This is a genomic window from Marinomonas sp. SBI8L (assembly GCF_001624705.1).
GTDB lineage: Bacteria > Pseudomonadota > Gammaproteobacteria > Pseudomonadales > Marinomonadaceae > Marinomonas.
This window is the reverse complement of the sequence record NZ_JSEO01000061.1, coordinates 1-308: the sequence shown is the minus strand read 5'-3', so window position 1 is coordinate 308 and position 308 is coordinate 1. Positions and strand designations below refer to the sequence as shown.

The window sequence follows — 308 nt, the reverse complement described above, 5'->3', positions numbered from 1 at the left end:
TAGCGGTGGACAGCTTTCTTGTTGAGCAAGGTCAGGCGCCGGTAGGTGAAGATCAGAGTTGGCGAAAGTGGAGCGCTAATGAGAACTCCTAAGCATTTTAAAAAATGGTTCGAAGCTTGGCCTCAGTTAGTGTGCTTTGATTCAGATGGTACCTTGGTTGATAGTGTGCCTGATATTGCTTTAGCGGTGGACAGCTTTCTTGTTGAGCAAGGTCAGGCGCCGGTAGGTGAAGATCAGAGTTGGCGAAAGTGGAGCGCTAATGAGAACTCCTAAGCATTTTAAAAAATGGTTCGAAGCTTGGCCTCAGT

1 protein-coding gene is annotated in these 308 nt (G+C 47.4%); it reads left to right on the top strand.

Annotated features, from left to right (window positions below; translation table 11 throughout):
• Positions 1 to 78: 78 nt before the first annotated feature.
• Positions 79 to 273: a hypothetical protein gene (locus OA91_RS23920; protein WP_197477874.1), complete on the top strand. Its 195-nt coding sequence runs from the start codon at positions 79 to 81 to the stop codon at positions 271 to 273.
• The last annotated feature ends 35 nt before the right edge of the window (positions 274 to 308 follow it).